This window comes from Shewanella sp. WXL01, assembly GCF_012263345.1.
Taxonomy (GTDB): Bacteria; Pseudomonadota; Gammaproteobacteria; order Enterobacterales; family Shewanellaceae; genus Shewanella; species Shewanella maritima.
Map to the genome: position 1 here is coordinate 956,036 of NZ_JAAIKQ010000001.1, position 22,459 is coordinate 978,494.

Below are 22,459 nucleotides of genomic sequence, written 5' to 3' on the forward strand. Positions count from 1 at the left end.
TTGCTTGATGATGTGGTTAATCAGTTTGCTTAACTTAGCTGACTGAAAAATAGTTTTCGATATTTCAAGGGCGATGATAATAAAAAATTGCGTTTGCTAATTGTTGTCCATGGCCTGATTTGTTAGAATGTCGCCCCGTCCTAGTGCTTTCTTACAAGCACGTATTTTCCAACACAAATTCTCAGGTTCAGCATGACTACAAGGTATATCTTCGTGACTGGTGGTGTGGTTTCATCACTAGGTAAAGGCATTGCAGCTGCATCTTTAGCAGCAATTTTAGAAGCTCGTGGCTTAAACGTTACGATCATGAAATTAGACCCTTACATTAACGTTGACCCAGGGACGATGAGCCCGACTCAACACGGTGAGGTTTTCGTTACTGAAGATGGCGCTGAGACCGACTTAGACTTAGGTCACTATGAGCGTTTCATCCGCACCAAGATGAACCGTCGTAATAACTTCACAACCGGCCGTATTTACGAAGAAGTACTACGTAAAGAGCGTCGTGGTGATTACCTAGGTGCAACCATTCAGGTAATTCCGCACATTACTTCTGCGATTAAAGAGAAAATCATTGCTGGTGGTGAAGGCCATGATGTGGCTATCGTTGAGATTGGTGGCACGGTAGGTGATATTGAGTCACTACCTTTCCTTGAATCTATTCGTCAATTAGGTGTTGAGCTAGGACGCGAACGCACACTATTTATGCACTTGACCTTAGTACCATTCCTTGGCGCTGCAGGTGAAGTGAAAACTAAGCCAACTCAACACTCAGTAAAAGAGCTACGCTCAATTGGTATTGCACCAGATGTGTTGGTTTGCCGTGGTGACCGCGCTATCCCTGCCAATGAAAAAGCAAAAATTTCGCTATTCTGTAACGTAGAAGAGCGTGCTGTTATTTCACTTAAAGATGTGGATAGCATCTATAAGATCCCTGCGCTACTGCGCTCTCAAGGTCTTGATGAGTTAGTGGTTAAACGCTTCCACCTAGATTGCCAAGATGCAGATCTATCTGAGTGGGAAAATGTCATCTACCAAGAAGCTAACCCAAATGGCGAAGTGACCATTGGTATGGTAGGTAAGTACATTGAACTACCTGATGCATACAAGTCAGTAAATGAAGCACTTAAACATGCTGGCCTTAAAAACCGCGTGACAGTTAACATTAAGTACGTTGACTCACAAACAGTTGAAGCTAAAGGTGATGAAGTGCTGCAAGGCTTAGACGGTATTCTTGTACCAGGCGGCTTTGGTGAGCGTGGCGTAGAGGGTAAGATTCTAGCGGCGAAGTTTGCTCGTGAGAACAACCTTCCTTACTTTGGTATCTGTTTAGGTATGCAAGTAGCGTTAATTGAATATGCTCGTAACGTAGCAGGCCTAGAAGGTGCACATTCTTCAGAGTTCAACAGCGAAACGTCGCACCCTGTTGTTGGTTTGATCACTGAGTGGATCAACGAAGAAGGTGAAGTTGAAGAGCGTACTGAGACTTCTGATCTGGGCGGCACGATGCGTCTTGGTGCGCAGCTATGTCATCTTGTAGAAGGCTCGAAAGCGGCTGAAGCATATGGCAGTGCAACTTGTGTTGAGCGTCATCGCCACCGCTATGAAGTTAACAACAACTACATTGAGCGTCTAGAACAAGCGGGTCTGAAGTTCAGTGGATTATCATCTGACCGTAAACTGGTTGAGATGATTGAAATTCCATCTCACCCATGGTTTGTTGCGGGTCAGTTCCACCCTGAATTTACTTCAACGCCGCGTGATGGACACCCATTGTTTGAAGGTTTTGTTGCTGCTGCAGCAACATACCAAAAGCGTGACATTAACGCGTAATGAATACCAAGGCCGTGATGACATATCACGGCCTTTTTTATTGGATTTTTGAACTAAATCCACCTAGCTTTAGTAAACTCAGTTGAAGCCAAAGCGAATTCATTTTATTCTTAGCTTGCTGAATAAAACTTACAGAAATGAAAGTTTAATACTAATAAGTTTAGTTTGACGGCGATAAATTAGTATCACTGTGAAATTTATCAGTATTTATTTTTAGTTTTGTATTTTAAATTTCAATTTTACGGAAGGAAGTAAGAGGACGTTATGGCTAACATCGTTAAAGTTATTGGTCGTGAGATCATGGATTCTCGTGGTAACCCAACAGTTGAAGCTGAGGTTTACCTAGAAGACGGTTCATTTGGCATGGCTGCAGCACCATCTGGTGCATCAACGGGTTCTCGCGAAGCGTTAGAACTACGTGACGGTGACAAAGCGCGTTACCTAGGTAAAGGTGTATTAAAAGCAGTTGCTGCAGTAAATGGCCCAATTGCTGATGCGCTAGTAGGTAAAGATGCATCTGCACAAGCTGAAATCGATCAAATCATGATTGACCTAGACGGCACTGAGAACAAAGCAAACTTTGGTGCTAACGCTATTCTTGCTGTGTCACTTGCAACGGCAAAAGCTGCTGCTAACGCGAAGAAAGTGCCACTTTACGCGCACATTGCTGATCTAAATGGCACCCCTGGTGTTTACTCTATGCCGTTACCTATGATGAACATCATCAATGGTGGTGAGCACGCTGATAACAGCGTAGACATTCAAGAATTCATGATCCAACCTGTTGGTGCTAAGAATTTCCGCGAAGGTCTGCGTATGGGGGCAGAAGTATTCCACAGCCTAGCTAAAGTACTTAAAGCCGCTGGTCATTCTACTTCTGTAGGTGATGAAGGTGGTTTCGCGCCTAACCTAGAGTCAAACGCTGCTGCACTTGCTGCAATCAAAGAAGCGGTTGCCAATGCAGGTTACGAGCTAGGTAAAGACATCACTTTAGCACTAGACTGTGCGGCATCTGAGTTCTACAACAAAGAAGCCAACATCTATGACCTACAAGGTGAAGGTAAGCAATTCACTTCTGAAGAGTTCAACCACTTCTTAGAAGAGCTTGTAAACCAATACCCAATCGTATCGATTGAAGATGGTCTAGATGAGTCTGACTGGGACGGTTTTGCTCACCAAACTAAACTACTTGGTGACAAGGTTCAGCTAGTAGGTGACGATCTATTCGTAACTAACACTAAGATCCTTAAGCGTGGTATCGACAACGGTATCGCCAACTCTATCTTAATCAAGTTCAACCAAATTGGTTCACTAACTGAAACCTTGGCTGCAATTAAGATGGCGAAAGATGCAGGCTTCACCGCTGTTATCTCGCATCGCTCTGGTGAAACTGAAGATGCAACCATTGCTGACTTAGCCGTTGGTACTGCTGCAGGTCAAATTAAGACTGGCTCGCTAAGCCGTAGTGACCGTGTTGCTAAGTACAACCAATTACTGCGTATTGAAGAAGCGCTAGGTGAAAAAGCACCTTACAACGGTCTTAAAGAAGTAAAAGGCCAAGCTTAATCGCTCTTTCAGGCTGAAAAGAACTAAAAAGGTCACCACTTGGTGGCCTTTTTTGTTGTACTATACCAAGCAACTTATTCATGTAGCTTGTCTTAACTTACGGCCTGATTTAACGATGAAACGGATTTGCTTTGCACTCGTTGCTATTTTAGCCATGTTGCAATATCGCCTTTGGTTTGGTGAGAATAACCTGTCTCAATACGTGGTGCTTGAAGCTCAGATCCTCGAGCAACAGCAAAGTAACGAGAAACTCATCGCTCGCAACCAAATTCTCAAGCAAGAAATCCTCGACTTAAAAAGTGGCACTGAAGCCATTGAAGAGCGGGCTCGCAACGAGCTCGGCATGGTCAAAGAGGGCGAGACTTTTTATCGCGTCGTGGGCAGCGACATTCGCCAAAGTAGTCAATTCGGACAGTAACTCTCTATTTTATTTATGCATACAGAAATCGTCGCTATTGTACCTGCCGCAGGTATAGGTAGCCGAATGAAAGCGGATATCCCAAAGCAGTACTTAATGTTAGGTGAGCAGCCGATATTGGCCCATACGCTAGATTGCCTGCTGTCCCACCCACAAATTACCCAGGTGATAGTAGCGCTCAATCCACAAGATGAGTTTTTTGCAGACTTACCACAAGCAAGACACCCTAAGCTCGTTATCGTCATTGGCGGGGCAGAGCGCGCCGATTCCGTGCTTGCAGGTTTACAAGCCGCCCCAGCAGATAGCTGGGCATTAGTGCATGATGCGGCAAGGCCGTGCTTAACCCATCAAGATATTGATGCTCTGATTGCTTCGAGGACTGAGTTTACGCAAGGGGCAATATTAGCCATGCCGGTGCGCGATACCATGAAGCGCAGTGATGCGAATGGACGAATAGTTGATACTGTCGAGCGTGAGCTTTTATGGCATGCGTTAACGCCGCAATATTTTGCTAGTGCAGAGTTAAAACTCAATTTACAGGCGGCGCTCGATGCTGGCGCTAAAATTACCGATGAAGCTAGCGCGATGGAATGGGCTGGAGTGAACCCAGGCTTAGTTGTAGGCCGCGCTGATAATATTAAAGTTACCCACCCTGATGACCTAGCTCTGGCAAAACTATTTTTGTCGCATCGCGCTTAGGTCAATTTCAGGTTTCTTTTAGCGTTACTTTTTATTGGTAGTTTTTCACTCGTAACGTTTTAGTGGTTACTTTTTGCTGGTAATACCAATTGGGATAAATGAGTGATCAGATATTACGCAGGAAAAATCGTTTAGAACAAGGCAGAAATTGCAGCTAGCTAGTTGCTCTACCTACAAAATTTCTAACGACGTTATAAGCGATTTTAACCAGTAAGAATGATCACATTCTTATACTTATTGGTATAACTTTACCAACAATTGAGGCGCTTAATTAGCATAGCTGGTAAGGTTTTATCCAGCTTGTATTGGAGATAAACACGTGAAAATCCGTATTGGTCATGGCTTTGATGTACATAAATTCGGTGGTGATAAACCGCTTATTTTGGGCGGGGTAACTGTTCCCTATGATACAGGCTTAATCGCCCACTCAGATGGCGATGTGGTGTTACATGCTGTCAGCGATGCGATTTTAGGTGCGATGGCTTTGGGTGATATTGGCAAACACTTCCCTGACACCGACCCAGAATTTGCAGGCGCCGATAGCCGCGTGCTGCTGCGTCACTGTTTTAACCTAGCGCTGCAGCAAGGCTTTAAAATCGGTAATTTAGACGTCACTATTATTGCTCAGGCGCCGAAAATGCTGCCGCACATTAATGCAATGCGTGAGTGTATTGCCAAAGACTTAGCTACAGACATTGGCAATGTAAACGTAAAAGCGACCACCACTGAAAAACTCGGTTTTACTGGCCGTAAAGAAGGCATAGCTGTTGAGTCTGTGGTGTTGCTCACTGCTAGTTAACTATTAGCTATGAGCTAAGTGCTACGTTTAGCTAAATGCGGCGTTAACTAACTTTAGCTGATTTATTTGCTCAATTTAATACAAGTTTTTATCGATGACACAATTACATTACTTACATGGTAAACCTCAGGTTACCGCTGATTTGCGCACTGAAAATGCAGACTTTATAGTGCAAGAAATCCTGCCGTTCTCACCAACAGGAGAGGGCGAACATCATTTAGTGCAGATCCGTAAGTCCGGCTTTAACACCAATCAAGTGGTGGATATGTTAGCCAAGTTTGCCAAGGTTCACCCAAAAGAGGTGACCTACGCAGGGCAAAAAGATAAAAACGCGGTAACAGAGCAATGGTTTGGTATACGCATTCCCGGTAAAGACACGCCAGACTGGCAAGCCTTCAGTCAACAAAATATCACTGTGCTGCAAAGCAGTCGTCACAGTAAAAAACTACGTATTGGCGCTTTGCTAGGTAATAAGTTTACCCTGACTTTACGCAACGTTTCAGATACAGCTGCTTTCGAGGCTCGCCTTGAGCAAGTTTTAAAAACTGGAGTGCCTAATTACTTTGGCGAGCAGCGATTTGGTCACAATGGTAAGAACCTCACGCTAGGTCGCAATATGCTTAATGGCGGCCGTAAGATTAAAGACCGCAAAAAACGTAGCATGTTCTTATCTGCCGTGCGCTCTAACATCTTTAATTTGGTAGTTTCTCACAGGTTGCAAACGAGTGGCTTACAAGGACTTGATGGCGATTGTGTCATGCTCTCTGGCAGCAAAAGCTACTTTGTGGCTGACAGTTGGGATGACACTATAGAGCAGCGACTAATCACCAAAGATATTCAGCTGTCTGCTCCTTTATGGGGGCGAGGCGCTGCTTTGGCACAAGGTGATGCCGCGCAAATCGAGCAAGCCGCGCTAACTGGCTTTGAGCAAGACCTTAAAGGATTAGAGCAGGCAGGACTTGAGCAAGAGCGTCGCCCGTTAATGCTTGAGCCACAAGGTCTGAAGTGGCAACTAGCTGACAATACAATGGTATTAGAGTTTATTTTGCCTGCCGGCAGTTATGCGACATCTGTGCTTAGAGAGCTTGTCGATTATCAAGACGTGCAGCAAATCGCCTGGCAAAAGATGGTAGCAGAGCAAAGTGAACAACAGGCAAGCGCACAAGCTGAGACTGGCCAAGGTGAAGCACGTGATTAATATTCTTGTTAGCAACGATGATGGTGTTCATGCCCCTGGTATTAAAGCGCTTAGTGATGCGTTAGCCACGATAGCTAAGGTTACTACTGTTGCGCCTGATAGAAATTGCTCCGGCGCGAGTAATTCTTTAACCTTGACGAACCCTTTAAGAATTAATAGCTTAGACAATGGCTATATCGCTGTTAATGGCACACCGACCGATTGTGTTCATTTAGCCATTCGCGAGTTATGCCCTGATGAGCCTCATATTGTGGTTTCTGGCATTAATGCTGGAGCTAATATGGGTGACGATACCCTCTATTCCGGCACGATTGCTGCGGCAATGGAGGGGCGCTTTTTAGGTTTGCCTGCTATTGCGATTTCGCTTGTTGGTAAGCAGCTTAATCATTATGAAACAGCGGCGCATTATGCTTGTAAGATAGTTAAAGGCTTACTTGAGCATCCGTTAAATAGCGATCAAATTTTAAATGTTAACGTGCCTGACTTGCCGCTTGAGCAAATTAAAGGTATTCAAGTCACGCGTTTAGGTGCTCGCCATAAGGCTGAGGGTATGATTAAAACCCAAGATCCGGCGGGTAGAGATATCTATTGGCTTGGCCCTGTTGGCACCGAGCAAGATGCAGGGCCAGGCACCGATTTTGGCGCTGTCGCTGAAGGTTATATATCAATTACGCCACTTACTGTTGACTTAACTGGGTACAGACAAATAGATAATTTAGCAAATTGGGTGACTCAACTATGACGCTGGCAGCATCGACTTTGTCTGTGAATCTTGCTCGCAAGTTAGCAGAGGCTGGCATACAAGATCAACGTGTGTTGCAGGCTGTTGCTAACACGCCTCGCGAGTTGTTTCTTGACGCAGCCCTTGGTCATAAAGCTTATGAGAATACTGCGCTTCCGATTGGACAAGGGCAAACTATTTCTCAGCCTTATATTGTTGCTAGAATGACCGAGCTACTGTGCCAACTAGCGCCTAAAAATGTACTCGAGGTTGGTACTGGCTCTGGCTATCAAGCGGCCATTTTGGCGCAGCTGTTTCCCACACTGTGCACCATTGAGCGCATTAAGGCTTTACAGATCCAGGCAAGGCAGCGATTGAAGCGTTTAGATCTACACAATGTATCATTTAAATATGGTGATGGCTGGAAAGGTTGGAGTAACCGCGGCCCATTTGACGCCATTATGGTGACTGCAGCCGCAGCGAGCGTACCTGAAGCATTACTGCAGCAACTTAGCGATAGTGGTGTATTGATTATCCCCGTGGGGGAGGAAAGCCAGCAGCTGCTTAAGATCACTCGCAGTGGCGATCAATTCCAGTCGCAAACTATTGAGGCTGTTAAGTTTGTGCCCCTGGTAAATGGTGAGTTGGCTTAAGCTCTTTATTTGCTAGCTTTTTGATTTAAACGACTTCAACGTTATTGATTACAAGGAAACGACTTTGAAATACAGTGTTTGGCTAGCAGTATCCCTTTTTATTGCCTTGCTTTGCACTGGTTGTAGTTTTCAATCACATCAAGCCGCGCCGGTCGAAAGCCTCTCGGCGAAATCTAAGCCTAAGTATGATCGCGGATCGCTTACCAAGCGTTGGTATAAGGTGAAGAAAGGCGATACCTTGTACTCGATAGCTTGGGGCGCGGGTAAGAATTATTCTGACGTTGCGAGGCTGAATAAGTTACAAAAACCGTACACTATTTATCCAGGTCAAGTGCTTGCTTTGTATCCAAAACCTGCTGCTCCTACCAGTGCTAAAAAAGCGACAAATGTAACCAAGGGTGTCGCGATCACTACCGCCCCTGCGACCCCAATAACGGTAAAAAGTTCGGAAAATCAAAAGCAAAGCGTAAAATTCCAGTCGTCCACTACAGCGAACAATCGCTCAAAAAAAGAGCTTGATCGTAGCCAAGAGTCTGCGTATTCTGTAACAACTACCCAACAAAAAGTTAACCAAACTGTAAGTCAACCTGTGTCGACCCTACCAAAAAAGGTGAAGCGTTGGTTGTGGCCAGTCAAAGGCAGAATTATTGGGAGATTTTCTGCCAGCGAACAAGGCAATCAAGGGATTAAGATTGCTGGCAACCGTGGTGATATTGTGAAAGCCGCTGCGGATGGGAGAGTGGTGTATGCAGGGAATGCTCTGCGAGGCTATGGCAACTTAGTCATTATCAAACACAATGATGATTACTTGAGTGCATATGCCCACGCTGACAAGATAATGGTTAAAGAAAAGCAATTCGTTAGTGCAGGACAAACAGTTGCAAAAATGGGCAGTACAGGAACCAACAAAGTGATGCTTCATTTTGAGATTCGCTTTCATGGTAAATCAGTTAACCCATTAAAATATCTACCTAAACAGTAATCGTTTAGCAACATAAACATCGGAGGATAGGCAAGTGCAGTAGATTAATCACCACAAGCAAGGTTTGGGAGAGCAATATGAGCCGAAAAAATAACGCTGCGACAGCAGAACATCTAATCGATCTAGCTAAAGAACCACAAACTGAAGTTGCCGAAACCGGCAGTGGCCTAGTGCAAGAACTAGAGATTGAAGAAAAAGTCCAAGACGACTTACAAAAAAATCTCGATGCAACTCAACTCTATTTAGGTGAAATAGGTTTCTCACCGCTATTAACTGCGGAAGAAGAAGTTTACTTTTCACGTAAATCCCTCAAAGGCTGCGAAAAATCTCGCAACCGCATGATTGAAAGTAATCTAAGACTCGTCGTTAAAATTGCCCGTCGATACAATAATCGAGGTTTAGCACTGTTAGATCTGATTGAAGAAGGTAATTTAGGTTTAATCCGCGCCGTTGAAAAGTTCGACCCTGAACGTGGTTTTAGATTCTCGACTTATGCTACCTGGTGGATCCGCCAGACGATTGAACGGGCGATTATGAATCAGACCCGTACCATTCGTTTACCTATTCATGTGGTGAAAGAGCTTAATGTATATCTGCGTACTGCGCGTCAGTTAGCGCAAAAGCTTGATCATGAGCCGACAGCTGAAGAGATTGCTGAAAAATTAGATGTATCTACTGGCGATGTTAGCCGTATGCTCAAGCTCAATGAACGTATTACCTCAGTTGATACGCCATTAGGCGGTGAAGATAATGACAAAGCCTTACTTGATGTGATTGCTGACGATGACAGTGTTGGCCCAGATTACCGTGTACAAGATGAAGATTTATCTAAATCGATTGTTGGTTGGCTAAACGAGCTTAATACTAAGCAGCGTGAAGTGCTTGCAAGACGCTTTGGTCTACTTGGTTATGAGCCTTCAACGCTTGAAAATGTTGGTGCTGAGATTGGCTTAACTCGAGAGCGTGTACGTCAAATTCAAGTGGAAGCATTAAAACGCTTGAAAGATCTGCTTGGTTCTCAAGGCCTGTCGGTAGAGGCGCTGTTTAGAGAGTAGTAGATCCACTAATCAGCCAAATATTTACTGCATATTGAAAAGGAGCGTATCAATGCTCCTTTTTTTACTTCGCAACCAATAGATTAACTTCAAGCACTATTCATAAGCGGTAAAAACTCACTTTATCAACTAGTCCAGCAGCTGCTTTAACTGATACAAGGCATCTAACGCCTGACGCGGAGTTAAGTTATCTGGTTCAATAGTAGCGAGCTTTTCCTCCACCATACTAGGCTCAGGATCATAAGCGGCAAGTGGTAAGGCTGCTTGAGTTGGTGTGCTTGCTTCAAGCGGACCTCCACGGCTTTCAAGCTGGGCAAGTTTATGTTTTGCTGACTTAATCACATGAGCTGGCACCCCCGCTAGTGCCGCAACTTGTAGACCATAGCTTTTACTTGCTGCGCCTTCTTGAACCGCGTGCATAAAGGCAATGGTATCTTCATGCTCTATGGCATCTAAATGCACATTAGCCACACTTGGGATCATATCTGGCAGTTGAGTAAGCTCAAAGTAATGGGTCGCAAACAAAGTGAGGGAACTGACCTTGTTAGCCAGGTATTCAGCAGCAGACCAGGCTAGAGACAGGCCATCATAGGTTGATGTGCCGCGGCCAATTTCGTCCATTAACACCAAACTTTTAGGTGTTGCGTTGTGCAAGATATTAGCGGTTTCTGTCATCTCTACCATAAAGGTTGAGCGGCCAGAAGCTAAGTCATCTGATGCGCCAATACGAGTAAAGATGCGGTCTACCTCACCAATCTGAGCCTGCTCAGCAGGCACAAAGCAACCTATGTGAGCCATCAAGGTGATTAGAGCAACCTGACGCATATAGGTCGACTTACCGCCCATATTTGGGCCAGTTACAACCAGCATTTTGCGCTGTGAATTTAACTCGACAGGGTTAGCAATAAAGGCACTTTGACTCACTTGCTCGACAACAGGATGACGGCCAGCATCGATTTTGATGCCAATGCCTGACTGCATCACAGGGCAATGATAGTTAAGGGTTTCGGCGCGCTCAGCAAAGTTAGTCAGTACATCTAATTGCGCGGCAGCGGTGGCAAAGTCCTGAAGCTCTGCAAGCTTAGGCAGTAGCAGGTCGAATAGTTGTTCCCAAAGCTGTTTTTCTAGCGCTAGCGCTTTACCCTGGCTTGAAAGAACCTTCTCTTCATACTCCTTTAGCTCAGGGGTGATGTAGCGCTCAGTACCTTTAAGTGTTTGACGGCGCTGGTAGCTAAGTGGCACCTTGTCAGACTGTAAGCGGCTCACTTCTATGTAATAACCGTGGACGCGGTTATAGCCAACCTTCAACGTATTGATCCCCGTTTGCTCTTTCTCGCGTGCTTCTAATGCGACAAGGTAGTCACTGGCGCCTTCACTTAAGCTGCGCCATTCATCAAGCTCAGCGTTGTAACCGGGTTTAATCACGCCGCCGTCACGAATAAGCACTGGAGGATTATCAATAATGGCGCTATCTAACAGCGCGTGTTGCTCTGGAAATTCACCCATTAGCTTGGCAAGAGCGCGCAGCTGCGGCTGCTGACAACTAGCTAGTGTCTGTTGGATCTCTGGTAACAATGCCAGTGCTTGTTTTAAGCGGGCAAAATCCCGTGGTCTAGCACTTCTCAGGGCAAGTCTTGCCATGATACGCTCAACATCACCTAAGGCTTTGAGTTGGTCGTGCAGTTCATCGTAGAGATTGCTGTCGATCAATTCATTGATTGCATTGTGGCGCGCCGTGATCTTTTGATGCTCTCTAAGCGGCTGGTGGATCCAGCGCTGCAGCATACGACTGCCCATTGGCGTTGCAGTGTTGTCCAACACAGAAGCGAGGGTGTTTTCATGCCCGCCTGATAAGTTGACTGTCAGCTCAAGATTCTTGCGGGTTGCTGCATCTAGTACAATTGACTCGCTTGGGTTGAAACGTACAATTGAGTTGATATGAGGCAGGGCGGTTTTCTGCGTGTCTTTAACATATTGCATCAAGCAGCCAGCAGCTTGCAGACCCGAGCGAGCATCTGTAATGCCAAAACCGCGTAAGTCTTTGGTGCCAAATTGGTTGAGCAGTAGGTTGATACAGGTGTCGTAATCAAACTCCCATTCAGGGCGACGACGGTTACCTTTATATTGACTCAGTAGCAGGGTGTTATGAAACTCTTCGTTATATAACAGCTCCGCAGGATTGGTACGTTGCAGCTCTGCTTCTAATGCTTCGTCGGTTTCAAGCTCGGCAATAACAAAACGGCCTGATGACACATCAAGTGTGGCATAGCCATAACCCACTTTCGCCTGATAGACCGCAGCCAGTAAGTTGTCTTGTTTCTCTTGTAGTAGAGCCTCATCGGTGAGCGTACCTGGCGTTACGATGCGCACAACCTGACGCTCAACTGGGCCTTTGGTTGTAGCAGGGTCACCAACTTGCTCACAAATCGCAACTGATTGACCTAGTTGCACAAGTTTAGCGAGATAGTTCTCAACTGAGTGATACGGGATGCCTGCCATAGGAATTGGGTCACCGCCACTTTTGCCACGTGCGGTGAGCGAGATACCAAGCATCTCTGAAGCGTCTTTGGCATCGTCGTAGAACAACTCATAAAAGTCACCCATGCGATAAAACAATAACATGTCAGCGTGGGCGGCTTTTAATGTTAGGTACTGGCGCATCATAGGGGTGTGTTTATCTAAATTTGAGGTATCTACTTGTGTCATGCTTGGTTGGAACTCTTTATTCGATGGGAAATCGCAAAGGGGCTATCTTAGCAATTTAATGGCAAGAGTAGAATCAGCTAGGAGTAACTAACCTGAGCACAGGATAATAAATCGGTTTTCAACGGTAATTTTTGGCTGTCTCTTAGTAAAGTGAAGATGTTGAAGCTACTTGCAATAGGCTAGCTATTGACGCGTAGCTTCGCCTTGAACTAAATAAAACTATCTCGCTAGAAACTTAATGCTGAGTATAACTCTGTACGAAGGACTTATTGGCATTTTCTAATCCCGAGTTCAGGTTAACTACATAGGTAATTAATTGAATCGATGTAAGAAATAGTTAACTGTTAAAAAAAAGTCGATCCAGCTATTGATACTGTATGATTGTACAGTATACTTATCATCATATTGAGCAGCACCTAGTTAGCTGTAATCACAAGTTAATACGAATATTTTGCATAATATTGAATACCTTAGAGGGTTTTACAATGAAGGTTGATCCGAATAAAGAGAAAGCACTGAACGCTGTATTAGGTCAGATTGAAAAGCAATTTGGTAAAGGTTCAATTATGAAGCTTGGCCAAGACCGCACCATGGACGTTGAGACTATCTCTACCGGTTCATTATCATTAGACGCAGCGCTAGGCGCGGGCGGTTTACCTATGGGGCGTATCGTTGAGATTTATGGTCCTGAGTCTTCTGGTAAAACGACATTAACCCTTGAAGTGATCGCTGCAGCGCAAAAAGAAGGTAAAACCTGTGCCTTTATCGATGCTGAGCACGCGCTTGACCCAATTTATGCTAAAAAGCTAGGTGTTGATATTGATAACCTACTTTGTTCTCAGCCAGATACTGGTGAGCAAGCATTAGAAATTTGTGATGCGCTAACTCGCTCGGGTGCTGTTGATGTAATTATTGTCGATTCAGTTGCGGCGCTAACACCAAAAGCTGAAATTGAAGGTGAAATTGGTGATTCGCACATGGGTCTTGCTGCTCGTATGATGAGTCAGGCAATGCGTAAACTTGCAGGTAACTTAAAGCAGTCAAATACCCTGCTTATCTTCATTAACCAAATCCGTATGAAGATTGGCGTTATGTTCGGTAACCCTGAAACAACAACCGGTGGTAACGCACTTAAGTTCTACGCTTCTGTTCGCTTAGATATTCGCCGTACAGGTGCAATTAAAGATGGTGATGAAGTTGTAGGTAACGAAACACGCGTCAAAGTGGTGAAAAACAAAATTGCTGCACCATTTAAGCAAGCTGAATTCCAAATTCTATATGGCGAAGGCATTAACCGCACTGGTGAGCTAGTTGACCTAGGTGTCAAGCACAAGCTACTTGATAAAGCTGGCGCTTGGTACAGCTATAAAGGCGACAAGATTGGTCAAGGCCGTGCTAATGCCGGTCGTTTCTTAGGCGAAAACCCAGCAGTTGCTGCTGAAATTGAAGCGGCGCTTCGCGGCATGTTGCTAGCGAACAAAGCAGATGCAGTTGAAGGTGAAGAAAATATCGACTTAGAGACTGGTGAAGTATTCTGAGCCAATCAGCAAAGTCATACGCGGTAGCGCTGTTAGCGCGCCGCGATTACTCCCGCCAGCAGCTTTACTCTAAGCTGCTGCAAAAAGACTTCGAACAACTCGAAATTGAGCAAACATTAGATTACTGCGAAGCTCAAGGTTTCCAATGTGATGATCGTTACGCAGCCTTGTTACTTAAAAGTCACATTGCCAAAGGTCATGGTGTAATGCGCATCTCCCAGGCGATGGCGCAAAAAGGCCTGGCTAAAAACGTGATAAGGCAAGCCATTGACGCCAGCGATTGTGATTGGTTTGAACTTGCCAAGCAAAAAGCGGTTAAAAAGTACGGCACACCTAAGACAAGCGATCATAAAGAAAAAGCAAGACGGGTTAGGCATCTAGTTGGCCAAGGGTTTAGCTTTGATCAAGTTGCATACGCCCTTGATTATGACCCATATCTTGAAGACTAAATAGCAAACTTTTTAACGCCTTCACTTAATATTTCTTCGCATATCCTAATTAGCAATTGTTAATTAAATCTAGTCCTTGAAATTACCCATTTGCATCGCAATTACTGCTGTATTTAATCGCTTTTATCATCTCGCTTATTGACGCACAATAGGTATATAATGCCGACATTTCTATGTGTAGGCTGGGCTTGCGCTGAGCTTATATTTATTGAGTTTTCAAAACTGATATCCAGGATCATTTCATGTTTCAAACCACTGCCGAATTAAGAAGTGCATTTTTAAAGTACTTTGAGTCAAACGGACACCAAGTTGTAGACAGTAGTTCACTTGTCCCGCATAACGACCCAACCCTGCTATTTACCAATGCGGGTATGAATCAGTTTAAAGAAACCTTCCTGGGTATGGAAAAGCGCAGCTATAACCGCGCAACAACGTCACAACGCTGTGTTCGTGCCGGTGGTAAGCACAACGATTTAGATAACGTGGGTTATACCGCGCGTCACCACACTTTCTTTGAAATGCTAGGTAACTTTAGTTTTGGTGATTACTTTAAAGAAGATGCGATTGAGTTTGCGTGGAACTTCTTAACCCAAACGTTAAAGCTACCAACAGAAAAGCTATGTGTAACCGTTTATGAAACAGACGATGAAGCATTTGAAATCTGGAATAAGAAAATTGGTGTAGCGGCTGAAAATATTATCCGCATTGGTGATAACAAAGGTGCAGCTTATGCGTCAGATAACTTCTGGCAAATGGGTGATACTGGCCCTTGTGGTCCATGTACTGAAATTTTCTACGATCACGGTGAGCACATTTGGGGCGGTCGCCCTGGTACACCAGAAGAAGATGGCGATCGCTTTATCGAAATCTGGAACATCGTTTTTATGCAATATAACCGTCAAGCGGACGGTGAAATGCTGCCACTACCAAAACCTTCAGTGGATACAGGAATGGGTATTGAGCGTATCGCTGCAATTATGCAAGGCGTGCACTCAAACTACGAAATCGATATTTTCCAAAAGCTAATTGCCAAAACTGCCGAAATCATTGGTGTTAAAGATTTAGAAAACAAGTCACTACGTGTGATTGCTGACCACATTCGCTCATGTGCTTTCTTAATTGCAGATGGTGTCATGCCATCTAACGAAGGGCGTGGTTATGTACTGCGCCGTATTATTCGCCGCGCTGTACGTCATGGTAACAAGCTTGGCGCGACAGACTCATTCTTCTACAAACTTGTGCCAACATTGATTGAAGTGATGGGTGATGCAGCCAAAGAGCTAGTGTCGATGCAAGCGATTGTAGAAAAGTCACTCAAAGCCGAAGAAGAGCAGTTTGCTCGTACCCTTGAACGTGGTCTGCAAATTCTTGATGGTGCACTGAATGAACTTAAATCTGACACCTTAGACGGTGAGACAGTATTTAAGCTTTACGACACCTATGGCTTCCCGGTTGATTTAACTGCAGATGTATGTCGCGAGCGCGATATCAATGTTGATGAAGCTGGCTTTGAAGCTGCGATGGCTGAGCAGCGTAGCCGCGCTCAAGCTGCAGGTAACTTTGGCGCTGATTACAACGCAGGCCTAGTTATTGAAAATGATACTGAGTTCTGTGGTTATACCGATCTTGTGGGTCAAGGCGCGGTGACTGGTATTTATGTTGACGGCAACGCAGTTGAAGTATTGAGTGCAGGTCAATCAGGTATTGTCGTGCTTGATAATACGCCATTCTATGCTGAGTCAGGTGGTCAGGTAGGTGACAAAGGTCTACTAACTGCTGATAGTATTGAGTTTAAAGTTAGCGACACCCAAAAGTTTGGTAGCGCGACAGGTCATCAAGGTGAAGTGAGCCAAGGTGAGATTAAACTGGGCCAGCAGCTTAATGCACAGGTAGATAAAAAATTACGTCATCGCACAGAGCTAAACCACTCGGTTACTCATTTATTGCATGCAGCCCTTCGCCAGGTGTTAGGTAGTCATGTGACTCAGAAAGGCTCTCTTGTTGAGCCAGAGCGTTTACGTTTTGACTTCTCTCACTTTGAAGGCGTGAAAGCTGAAGAGCTAAAGACGATTGAAGATTTGGTTAACACTCAAATTCGTCGAAACCATGAGCTAACTACTGCTGAAATGGACATCGAAGAAGCCAAAGAGAAGGGCGCAATGGCGCTATTTGGTGAGAAGTACGATGATAAAGTGCGTGTAGTATCTATGGGTGATTTCTCGATTGAGCTTTGTGGTGGTACCCATGTTGGCCGCACTGGTGATATTGGTTTGTTTAAAATTACCTCTGAAGGTGGTATCGCTGCTGGTATTCGCCGTATTGAAGCGGTAACTGGCGCAGCTGCAATGGAGCATGTTGCTGAGCAAAAAGCCCAGCTAGATCAAGCTGCGGCACTATTAAAGTCAGATTCAGCTTCAGTGGTTGCTAAGCTGCAAGCTCAACTTGATAAAGTGAAGTCTTTAGAGAAAGAACTATCACAACTTAAAGATAAGCTAGCCGCTGCGGCAAGTGCTGATTTAGCTGGTGATGCCATGGAAGTTAATGGCATTAAGGTCTTAGTTAAGAAGCTAGAAGGCGCTGACCCTAAATCGCTTCGCGGCTTGCAAGACGAGTTAAAGCAAAAGCTTAAATCCGCGATTATCGTGTTAGGTATTCCTGGCGACAATAAGGTGAACTTAATTGCCGGTGTAAGTAATGACTTAACTAAGCAAATTAAGGCTGGTGAGTTAGTCTCTATGGTCGCTCAGCAAGTAGGTGGTAAAGGTGGCGGACGCCCTGATATGGCGCAAGCTGGTGGTAGCCAACCAGAAAACCTTGATGCTGCACTTGCATCTGTTATTCCTTGGATAACCGATAAGTTGTAATTCATTACCATTGAACATTGGTATATAAACAAAAAGGCTTTCATTTGAAGGCCTTTTTTGATTTTTAACCTTAGACCATTGAACTAGAAAACGTGATTATCATCAAATAGAATGTGCCTGAAAACGCTTGTGCTCTGCCGATGTGTCTAAACGAATAATCAACTCAAATGGCAATGATGTTCAAAGTTCGAAGTACGCTACTTTCTGTCTGTTTTTTTTAAAGGTTTTTATGAAAATAGTCTTTTTATCATGGCCTTAACTGTCAACGCAGGTAAGAGTTAAAGCTGCATCTCATTAGGCAATGGCTAATAAAAGTATACGTTGCTTGCATTCACTTATAAATTGTCAGGGTAATTATTCGCTTGATGTGTACGGAACAGCTTGAATTATTTGTATATTACTTGTGACTCTAACCGAGTTTTGGCATAGTGGATAAAGCTAGAGATCACTTTTTCGACTAAGCTTTAGTCAAAGTGATGCATTTACATAAGGTCGTAAATGCTTGTGTCGATAAAATGTACGTTTTACATGTTCAAATTGAAAATTATGTTAAAAGTATGTTTGTCATACTTTGGTTTTTTTGGTGGTTTATGCGGTTAAAAAGCGCTAGGGCATCTTAATTAACAAAAAATCTTATTTATACGGCGTATTTAGTAATAGATACTATGATTTTGTCGTTAGCTGACCTTATAATGAGCGCATATTACGGACAAAGTGTTATGCAGATTGAACTAAAGGAGCAATCGAATGCTGATTTTGACTCGCCGCGTAGGCGAAACATTAATGATTGGTGACGAAGTCACTGTAACTGTTCTTGGTGTTAAAGGTAACCAGGTTCGCATTGGCGTCAATGCACCAAAAGAGGTTTCTGTTCACCGTGAAGAGATTTATCAGCGCATTCAATCTGAGAAATCAGGTTCATCTTCAGAAGGTGGCAACTTCTAATCGAAGTTGGAAGCGTAACATTAAGTCAGCTCATTGCTGGCTTTTTTGTTTTTGGGATAAGGCGAAAGCACAAATTGATTGGTTAGTCCTTGCCTAAACCTAGCTTTTCGATAGTCAGAACTGATTAGCAGTCGCTACTAATATCAGGCTTCAGGTTCAGTGATGGACAAGTCAGCGAGAGGTTCATCAACTTCTTCTTAGCAGTTGCGCTAAAACCCTCCAGCAATACCTCATTATAACATTCCCACATTTTGCGCTTTACATGATCACTTGCTTAATAAAGTTCGATTAGCACAGTTCAAAAGCCGTAAGGAGTCACCACTATACTGGTAGATAGGCGCTAAAGAGCTTATTTGGTGTTTTGATTTTGTACCGTTTTTATCGGGCGAGTATAATTTTTGTAATTTAAAACACTGTTTTCATCATGATTTGACGTCAAACTCCGCAATGTGATTAAAAACACCCCAAATGACTGAGTGTTTCCTAAAAAGGGTTTGACTTATTTCCGGCAGACAGTAATATGTGCGCCAAGAAAACGGAGAGGTGGCCGAGTGGCCGAAGGCGCTCCCCTGCTAAGGGAGTATGGGCTTTATCTCCCATCGAGGGTTCGAATCCCTCCTTCTCCGCCATTTCTTACTTGATAAAAAACGATGCGCGTGTAGCTCAGCTGGATAGAGTACCTGGCTACGAACCAGGCGGTCAGAGGTTCGAATCCTCTCACGCGTACCATTTTTATTAAGGACTATTGCAAGAAGATATAAGATGCGCGTGTAGCTCAGCTGGATAGAGTACCTGGCTACGAACCAGGCGGTCAGAGGTTCGAATCCTCTCACGCGTACCATTTTTATTAAGGACTATTGCAAGAAGATATAAGATGCGCGTGTAGCTCAGCTGGATAGAGTACCTGGCTACGAACCAGGCGGTCAGAGGTTCGAATCCTCTCACGCGTACCATTATTTGTGTGGAGAGGTGGCCGAGTGGCCGAAGGCGCTCCCCTGCTAAGGGAGTATGGGCTTTATCTCCCATCGAGGGTTCGAATCCCTCCTTCTCCGCCATTCTTTACTGCATAAGCTGAGGCAAGTTAAATTACTTCGTCTATGCTGTAAGGAACAAAACTGATTTGCGCGTGTAGCTCAGCTGGATAGAGTACCTGGCTACGAACCAGGCGGTCAGAGGTTCGAATCCTCTCACGCGTACCATATCAACAAAAATGCCCTGCTTTATAGCGGGGCATTTTTGTTTTCTACCCAAGATCATCAATTTCATAAGGTGGTTATCGTTCAATTAGGCTACTACTTCAGCTGGTTAGGCTAGACCCTCTTTATAGTTTGCTCGCACATAACCCACTTTTTAAGCGGTAGTAACATGCTGCTTTAATCTGTATTTCCCGTATCGCGTTACTTAACTAGTTCGTTCCTGAATCTTCCATAAACAATACTTTGCATCCACCGTGCAAGCATTACTACTTATCTAACTAACATTTCTCGAGCAAACTTAATCATTTGTCAGCCAGACTTAGATTTATATCTAGAAATTTAACCAGTATTGTGTTTTGTTTAATCACTAACACAAAGCTTGTTAATCATGTCATTAATTGGTGAATAATTCTGTTGCTGACCGAATTGTCTGTGAATTGAGCAGTTTTTCACAAACTATAAAAATAATCCTTGGTGAGTTTGTGTTATTGAATATTCATTAGAAATTTGTGGTTTTTATTGTGGTATGTTCAATTGTTTGATTGAGTAATTATTATTTTTGGTAAGACCATTTTACACGGGCGTACCTTTCTTGGTATAGATTGAATACGTTTTGTCATTGGTTCCGAGCTGATTTAACCTCTTTTGCCATCAAAACATTGGCTTTGGGCTCGAATAAAGTTGCCAACTGAGATGTATAAATAGACTCATAAAACATTTACGCATTGCTTGCAGTAGTAAAGCATTGAATTGCGGATTAACAGGGGAAGTCGCAAATTATGGGAGAGTTAAGCCAACAGTTATCTGAAGCTCTTAGCATCATGATAATGGGGATGGGATTGGTATTTATCTTCTTAAGTACTTTAATCATAGGGATTAGCATTGTTGCCAGATTGTTTCCCGCAACGCAACAGCCAACGCAAGCCGCTGCCAACACTCAAGCTGCACCTGCAGGCTCGTTAGATCCAGCACTCGTTGCCGCTATTACCACAGCTGTTCATCAATATCGTAAACAACATCGTCAGTCTTAGGAGACGTTATGACCAAGCCTTTAGCACTAACCGAGGTAGCGCTGCGCGACGCCCATCAATCAATTCTGGCGACCCGTCTACGTATTGACGATATGTTACCTATTGCTCCACTTCTAGACAAAGTTGGCTACTGGTCAATGGAATCTTGGGGGGGCGCGACGTTCGACTCTTGTATTCGTTATCTTGGTGAAGATCCGTGGGATCGTATCCGTGAGCTTAAAAAAGCCATGCCTAATACACCGCAGCAAATGTTGCTTCGTGGGCAGAATCTACTAGGCTACCGCCATTATGCTGATGACGTAGTTACACGTTTCGTTGAGCGTGCACATACCAATGGTGTTGATGTATTTAGAATTTTTGATGCCATGAACGATGTACGCAATCTTCAAACTGCAGTAAAAGCAGTTAAGAATGTAGGCGGACACGCGCAAGGCACCATTTCTTATACCACTAGTCCAGTACATACTCTTGATACCTGGGTTGATATGGCAAAAAGCCTTGAAGATATGGGCGCTGACTCTCTGTGTATCAAAGACATGGCTGGCTTGCTCAAGCCAATGGAAGCTTATGAGCTTATTAGTCGCCTTAAGAGTCAAACTGACTTAATGGTGTCGCTGCATTGTCATGCGACTACCGGTTTGAGCACTGCAACCTATCAAAAAGCTATTGAGGCAGGTGTTGATGTGCTTGATACGGCCATTTCTTCAATGAGTCAAACCTATGGTCACAGTGCCAGTGAAACCCTAGTTGCTATGGTGGAAGGTACAGAGCGTGAAACCACTTATGACTTAGCCATTATGGAAGAAATTGCAGCCTACTTTAGAGAGGTACGCAAGAAGTACGCTCGATTTGAAGGTGCACTAAAAGGCATTGATTCACGTATTTTGCGCGCGCAGGTGCCGGGCGGCATGCTAACCAACATGGAAAACCAGCTAAAAGAGCAGGGCGCAGCTGAGAAACTTGATGAAGTGTTAGAAGAGATCCCACGGGTACGTGAAGATCTTGGCTATTTGCCATTAGTGACGCCTACTTCGCAAATTGTTGGTTCACAATCGGTTATTAACGTGCTGATGGGCGAGCGATACAAAGCGCTGACCAAAGAAACCGAGGGCGTGCTCAAGGGCGAATACGGCGCAACACCGGCAGCCGTTAACGCTGAGCTGCAAAAGCGGGTGCTGGGTGACAGTGAAGCGATTACTTGCCGCCCTGCCGATTTGCTTGCGCCTGAACTAGACAAGCTACGTCAAGAGCTTAGCGACATTGCTAAAGACAAAGGGTTAACGCTGGCAGATGAAACAGACGATGATGTAATGACTTACGCTTTGTTTAATCAAATCGGTCTGCAGTTCCTTGAAAACCGCGGTAACCCTGATACCTTTGAGCCTGTTCCAAGTGCTGATGATGTCGCACCTGCTGCGGCCAAGCCTGCAACTGGTCCTGAAACTTACACTGTGAATGTACAAGGTCAAAGCTACGTGGTTGAAGTTTCTGAAGGAGGCGATATCAGCCAAATCGCACCAGTTGCCGCGCCAGTTGTATCAGCTCCAGTCAACACTGCGCCTGTAGCAGCCACGCAAGCGGCCAATAGCGCTGCTACAACTATGAGTGCACCGCTTTCTGGCAACATCTTTAAAGTGCTAGTAAGTGATGGTCAAAGCGTTGAAGAAGGCGAGGTGGTCATTATTCTTGAAGCCATGAAGATGGAAACTGAAGTACGCGCTCAGCAGTCTGGCGTTGTGACTCAACTAGCTGTTAAGCAAGGCGATACCGTATCGGTCGGCTCACCTTTATTAGCGATTGCATAAG

At 44.5% G+C, this 22,459-nt stretch carries 17 protein-coding genes and 6 tRNA genes; 22 read left to right on the top strand and 1 reads right to left on the bottom strand.

The window, feature by feature from the left end; all coding sequences use genetic code 11:
• The first annotated feature begins 192 nt into the window (after nucleotides 1-192).
• The 10 genes from G3R49_RS04110 (at nucleotide 193) to rpoS (ending at nucleotide 9,924) form a co-directional block, all read left to right on the top strand.
• Nucleotides 193-1,833 (top strand): CTP synthase, encoded by a 1,641-nt coding sequence (locus G3R49_RS04110; RefSeq protein ID WP_130598134.1) that lies wholly within the window; start codon nucleotides 193-195, stop codon nucleotides 1,831-1,833.
• Between the two features lie 264 nt (nucleotides 1,834-2,097).
• Complete coding sequence (eno, locus tag G3R49_RS04115; RefSeq protein ID WP_167868710.1) at nucleotides 2,098-3,399, top strand: phosphopyruvate hydratase; 1,302 nt, start codon at nucleotides 2,098-2,100, stop codon at nucleotides 3,397-3,399.
• A 115-nt stretch (nucleotides 3,400-3,514) separates the two neighbouring features.
• Nucleotides 3,515-3,817, top strand: coding sequence for a cell division protein FtsB (gene ftsB / locus G3R49_RS04120; RefSeq protein ID WP_130598132.1), 303 nt, complete (start codon nucleotides 3,515-3,517; stop codon nucleotides 3,815-3,817).
• Nucleotides 3,818-3,832: 15 nt separating this feature from the next.
• Nucleotides 3,833-4,516 (top strand): 2-C-methyl-D-erythritol 4-phosphate cytidylyltransferase, encoded by a 684-nt coding sequence (gene ispD / locus G3R49_RS04125; RefSeq protein ID WP_130598131.1) that lies wholly within the window; start codon nucleotides 3,833-3,835, stop codon nucleotides 4,514-4,516.
• A 319-nt stretch (nucleotides 4,517-4,835) separates the two neighbouring features.
• Nucleotides 4,836-5,315: a 2-C-methyl-D-erythritol 2,4-cyclodiphosphate synthase gene (gene ispF / locus G3R49_RS04130; protein ID WP_130598130.1), complete on the top strand. Its 480-nt coding sequence runs from the start codon at nucleotides 4,836-4,838 to the stop codon at nucleotides 5,313-5,315.
• A 94-nt stretch (nucleotides 5,316-5,409) separates the two neighbouring features.
• The gene (gene truD / locus G3R49_RS04135; RefSeq protein WP_130598129.1) at nucleotides 5,410-6,513 is read left to right on the top strand and encodes a tRNA pseudouridine(13) synthase TruD; all 1,104 of its coding nucleotides are present in this window, start codon (nucleotides 5,410-5,412) and stop codon (nucleotides 6,511-6,513) included.
• On the top strand, nucleotides 6,506-7,255 hold the full coding sequence (surE, locus tag G3R49_RS04140) for a 5'/3'-nucleotidase SurE (protein ID WP_130598128.1): 750 nt from the start codon (nucleotides 6,506-6,508) through the stop codon (nucleotides 7,253-7,255). The genes truD and surE overlap by 8 nt, the downstream gene beginning before the upstream one ends.
• Complete coding sequence (locus G3R49_RS04145; RefSeq protein ID WP_130598127.1) at nucleotides 7,252-7,887, top strand: protein-L-isoaspartate(D-aspartate) O-methyltransferase; 636 nt, start codon at nucleotides 7,252-7,254, stop codon at nucleotides 7,885-7,887. Before surE ends, G3R49_RS04145 begins: the two co-directional genes overlap by 4 nt.
• A 64-nt stretch (nucleotides 7,888-7,951) precedes the next feature.
• Complete coding sequence (locus tag G3R49_RS04150; RefSeq protein ID WP_130598126.1) at nucleotides 7,952-8,869, top strand: peptidoglycan DD-metalloendopeptidase family protein; 918 nt, start codon at nucleotides 7,952-7,954, stop codon at nucleotides 8,867-8,869.
• A 77-nt stretch (nucleotides 8,870-8,946) separates the two neighbouring features.
• Nucleotides 8,947-9,924, top strand: a complete 978-nt coding sequence (rpoS, locus tag G3R49_RS04155; protein WP_130598125.1) for an RNA polymerase sigma factor RpoS — start codon at nucleotides 8,947-8,949, stop codon at nucleotides 9,922-9,924.
• 129 nt (nucleotides 9,925-10,053) lie between these two features.
• Here rpoS and mutS read toward each other — a convergent pair whose 3' ends face one another.
• On the bottom strand, nucleotides 10,054-12,630 hold the full coding sequence (gene mutS / locus G3R49_RS04160; protein WP_130598124.1) for a DNA mismatch repair protein MutS: 2,577 nt from the start codon (nucleotides 12,628-12,630) through the stop codon (nucleotides 10,054-10,056).
• A 485-nt stretch (nucleotides 12,631-13,115) separates the two neighbouring features.
• On the opposite strand from mutS, the gene recA reads away from it, so the two are divergent.
• The 12 genes from recA (at nucleotide 13,116) to oadA (ending at nucleotide 22,458) form a co-directional block, all read left to right on the top strand.
• The gene (gene recA / locus G3R49_RS04165; protein WP_130598123.1) at nucleotides 13,116-14,168 is read left to right on the top strand and encodes a recombinase RecA; all 1,053 of its coding nucleotides are present in this window, start codon (nucleotides 13,116-13,118) and stop codon (nucleotides 14,166-14,168) included.
• 77 nt (nucleotides 14,169-14,245) lie between these two features.
• A complete protein-coding gene (locus tag G3R49_RS04170; protein WP_245335263.1) occupies nucleotides 14,246-14,617 on the top strand; it encodes a regulatory protein RecX in 372 nt (123 codons plus the stop codon).
• A gap of 242 nt (nucleotides 14,618-14,859) precedes the next feature.
• Nucleotides 14,860-17,481: an alanine--tRNA ligase gene (alaS, locus tag G3R49_RS04175; protein WP_167868711.1), complete on the top strand. Its 2,622-nt coding sequence runs from the start codon at nucleotides 14,860-14,862 to the stop codon at nucleotides 17,479-17,481.
• A gap of 747 nt (nucleotides 17,482-18,228) precedes the next feature.
• Entirely contained in the window at nucleotides 18,229-18,426 is a 198-nt protein-coding gene (csrA, locus tag G3R49_RS04180) for a carbon storage regulator CsrA (RefSeq protein ID WP_011865020.1), read from the top strand.
• A gap of 537 nt (nucleotides 18,427-18,963) precedes the next feature.
• Nucleotides 18,964-19,055 (top strand) — tRNA-Ser (locus G3R49_RS04185).
• A 23-nt stretch (nucleotides 19,056-19,078) separates the two neighbouring features.
• A tRNA-Arg gene (locus G3R49_RS04190) sits at nucleotides 19,079-19,155 on the top strand.
• 35 nt (nucleotides 19,156-19,190) lie between these two features.
• Nucleotides 19,191-19,267, top strand: a tRNA-Arg gene (locus G3R49_RS04195).
• A 35-nt stretch (nucleotides 19,268-19,302) separates the two neighbouring features.
• Nucleotides 19,303-19,379, top strand: a tRNA-Arg gene (locus tag G3R49_RS04200).
• 10 nt (nucleotides 19,380-19,389) lie between these two features.
• Nucleotides 19,390-19,481 (top strand) — tRNA-Ser (locus tag G3R49_RS04205).
• Nucleotides 19,482-19,548: 67 nt separating this feature from the next.
• Nucleotides 19,549-19,625, top strand: a tRNA-Arg gene (locus tag G3R49_RS04210).
• Nucleotides 19,626-20,401: 776 nt separating this feature from the next.
• Nucleotides 20,402-20,653, top strand: coding sequence for an OadG family protein (locus G3R49_RS04215; protein WP_167868712.1), 252 nt, complete (start codon nucleotides 20,402-20,404; stop codon nucleotides 20,651-20,653).
• A gap of 8 nt (nucleotides 20,654-20,661) precedes the next feature.
• Nucleotides 20,662-22,458 (top strand): sodium-extruding oxaloacetate decarboxylase subunit alpha, encoded by a 1,797-nt coding sequence (gene oadA, locus G3R49_RS04220; protein WP_167868713.1) that lies wholly within the window; start codon nucleotides 20,662-20,664, stop codon nucleotides 22,456-22,458.
• Nucleotide 22,459 lies beyond the last annotated feature (1 nt).